The 3,430-nt window shown below is 37.0% G+C and carries 3 protein-coding genes and 1 tRNA gene; 3 read left to right on the plus strand and 1 reads right to left on the minus strand.

The features are described 5' to 3' along the window. Window positions 1-99: 99 nt before the first annotated feature. The gene (locus Cyrtocomes_RS05630) at window positions 100-528 is read left to right on the plus strand and encodes an SDR family NAD(P)-dependent oxidoreductase (protein ID WP_322498213.1); all 429 of its coding nucleotides are present in this window, start codon (window positions 100-102) and stop codon (window positions 526-528) included. Between the two features lie 20 nt (window positions 529-548). Here Cyrtocomes_RS05630 and Cyrtocomes_RS05635 read toward each other — a convergent pair whose 3' ends face one another. Then, entirely contained in the window at window positions 549-1,391 is an 843-nt protein-coding gene (locus Cyrtocomes_RS05635) for a hypothetical protein (RefSeq protein ID WP_322498214.1), read from the minus strand. 303 nt (window positions 1,392-1,694) lie between these two features. On the opposite strand from Cyrtocomes_RS05635, the gene Cyrtocomes_RS05640 reads away from it, so the two are divergent. Further along, window positions 1,695-1,782, plus strand: a tRNA-Leu gene (locus Cyrtocomes_RS05640). A 26-nt stretch (window positions 1,783-1,808) separates the two neighbouring features. Further along, window positions 1,809-3,056 carry a serine hydroxymethyltransferase gene (locus tag Cyrtocomes_RS05645; RefSeq protein WP_322498215.1) on the plus strand — a complete coding sequence of 416 codons (1,248 nt, stop codon included), beginning with the start codon at window positions 1,809-1,811 and terminating at the stop codon, window positions 3,054-3,056. Window positions 3,057-3,430: the final 374 nt, after the last annotated feature.

The raw sequence follows: 3,430 nt of genomic DNA on the forward strand, positions 1-3,430 counted from the left end.
GGAAACAACCTTTTATCCATCTAAATACCATATTTATCGCCTCCAATATAATATTGCATCTTTTCCATTATTTGGCAAAACCTTTGTTAACAGTGCCTAGTGATTGCAAATCTTTCATTTATAAAATGTTATGTAGGAAGAAGTTTTAGGTATGGTAGAAATGCAAAAAAGGTGTGGTTTGTTACTGGTTGCTCTAAAAGCTTTGGTAGGTCCATAGTAGAAGAGTTACTAAAAAACAGCAACCATGTGGCTACTGCACGTAACACCTCAACTCTAGATGATCTCCAAGAACAATATGGAGATAGGACACTTGTATTGAAATTAGATGTAACAAACACTGTTGATACAAATAACTCTATCAATAGATCTGTAGAAAAATTTCATAGAATCGATGTCTTAGTTAATGGTACTTTGGAAGAGGCACCAATGCAAGATATAAGAGATATATTTGATACAAACGTATTTGGCTTAATTTCTGTTACCAAAGCTGCCCTCCCTATTATGCGCGAACAACAATTAACAATTTGAAGATAATTCATATTTTATCTCTATGATCGCCCCCCCATATCCTTTACTGCTCGCTTAGAATCTACAACTTTCTGTGACCACTCACCCCTTGCCCCATTAGCTTGAAACGCCTCTTTGATGGCCTCTTGTGATGGTTTAGGTGGTGGTGTGGGCTTTTCTTTCACTTGTGATATGGGCTTTTCATCTTCCCATTCTTTTGGATCCACACCATTATCATCATTAACACCTTTCGAAGTACTACCCTCACTCATTCTTTGTGCATTGGCAAGAACAGCAAGTGCCTCCTTGCTATTTAGCATCTTATGCATGGGGCCCTGCACAGGCTTTTTTGGTATCATTATATCCTGCATATTTTGCCCTTTATCATGTCCTTGATTAAATGAATCAATCTTCTCCCTTATAGCAGACAACTTAGCATTGAGCTCTTGAAACATATTACTACGCGCATCTCCATCTTGCCTTGCCTCTATATTTTTCGCATCCTCATGGGTTTTTGAAGGAGGATTTTGATTATTTAGCTCAACGGCTTTTGGTTGTAACCCTGTATTATTGCGGATAGCAGCATCTATTAAACTAGCAGGTAGTGGAGGTGCCGGAGGTGGTGTAAAAGCAGCAGCTTCACTAATAGGAGGATTTTGAGTGGTTAGAGGTGGATTTGAAGGTGGCTTTGGCGCTGGCTTAGTTTTACCATATTTAGAAGGCACACCTTCTACAGGCGGTGATACATCTTGCTTTTTTGGTTGTTCAACCTCATCAATACGGGCATTGGGCTTTGATTGCTCAATCTCATCAACGCTGGTATTTGGCTTTTTACCGAAAACATTTTCGGTGATTCTGTTAAAAAAAGACTTTATACCCTTCATATAAGAAATCACAACCTTTGGTTACACATCGATTGTGTTTTATATCGAAAAAGCTGGAACGAGTAGCTATTTTTTATTTTTTAGCTAAAACTTAACAAATAGCTTTGTTCGTAAAAATTTAATTTTAGAAAAGGCAAAACCTTAATACCTTAATTAATTTTATAAGTTAAGTAATCGTATTTTAATAATCATAAATTATATGAAGAGCATAAAAATAAATTTCTTTAAATAAAGATAAAAACCTCTTGAAATGAGCGCAATATCTGATAATAATTGCACGCGACTTACCTATTTAAATCTATAGCCTGCGTGATGGAATGGTAGACATAGCGGACTTAAAATCCGCGGGGAGTTAAGTCCCTTGCCGGTTCAAGTCCGGCCGCGGGTACCAGTTTGTTGATACGTTAATCACCTGTTATGAATTTTTTTTCTGGTAAGCTTCTTGATGCAGATCCGGAGATCGGTTCTCTGATTTCCAAAGAGCTAGAAAGACAGAATTACACACTTGAGCTTATTGCCTCTGAAAATATAGCTAGCAGCCAGGTTTTGGAAGCTGCTGGTTCTTGCCTTACCAATAAGTATGCAGAAGGCTATCCTGGTAAGAGGTACTATGGTGGATGCGAATACGTTGATAAGATAGAAGAAATAGCTATAGATAGGCTAAAATCACTGTATGGATGTAGATTTGCAAACGTCCAACCGCACTCTGGTTCTCAGGCTAATCAAGCCGCATTTCTCGCTCTTCTAAAACCAGGTGATAAAGTGCTTAGCCTTTCGCTAGATTGTGGTGGCCATCTAACACACGGCTCACCTGTCAATATGTCTGGTAAATGGTTTGATATAAAGCATTATGCGGTAAATCGTGATACATATCTAATAGACTATGATGAGGTGAGAAGTATAGCTGAGGATTTTCGCCCACGCCTTATAATAGCAGGCTGCTCTTCTTATCCAAGAGCATTAGATTTTGCTAAATTTCGTGATATCGCAGATTCTGTAGGTGCATATCTTATGGTTGATATGGCCCATATAGCTGGGCTTGTTGCCGCTGGTCTTCACCAAAATCCTGTTGAGCATTCACATGTTGTGACTTCAACAACACATAAGACTCTAAGAGGTCCAAGAGGTGGTATTATAATTTGCAATGACGAGGCAATATCTAAAAAAATAGATTCTGCTGTGTTTCCAGGAATACAAGGTGGGCCTTTAATGCATATTATAGCAGCAAAGGCTGTGGCATTTGGCCTTGCATTACAGGATGATTTTAGAGAATACATGAAAATGGTTGTTTCAAATTCCAAGAAGCTTGCTGATGTCCTGATAAATAATGGCTTTCATGTTATTACCGGTGGAACCGATACACACATGTTAGTTATTGATCTACAAAATAAAGGAATTACAGGGAGAGAAGCAGAGGAACGCTTAGATAAAGCGAGGTTAACTTGCAATAAAAACAGTATCCCATTTGATAAAAAAAGCTTCATAACAACATCAGGCATAAGACTTGGAAGCCCTGCCTGCACTACAAGGGGGCTTGGTAATCAGGAATTTGAATTGATAGGCAACTATATTTCAAGCATCCTATCTACAGAATATAGAGTTGATTCTTTGTTAACAGATGTGTCACATAAAGTGCTAGAACTTTGCAAAAAGTTCCCTATCTAGGAAATTTTTAGTATTACGATATCAGGTAATTACCTGATATTTTTGATAAAAAAGATAAGGTTGTGATTAAAGATAGTAACACGCTATTTTTGCACTATAAAATAGTGGCTAAATTTCGTATTAAATATTCTATGATTGTCTTTAATAAATAATACAAAAAGCTCTAACATCATACTTTATAATCTACATTAATACTTTAGCTTAAAGTATGGAAATCTCTTAAACCCATCAAGTTCATATAATATTTATATATCTACTAGGCACTGTTAACAAAGGTTGTATTTAATAGATGCTAAAGCTATAAAGGCAAGGAAAGAGAGATCGGATTTCTCAAATCGTAATGCTAAGCGTCGATTTTCTTTGAGTTTAGCGAA

The organism is Candidatus Cyrtobacter comes (genome assembly GCF_034470605.1).
In the GTDB taxonomy this organism is placed as follows: Bacteria; Pseudomonadota; Alphaproteobacteria; order Rickettsiales; family Midichloriaceae; genus Cyrtobacter; species Cyrtobacter comes.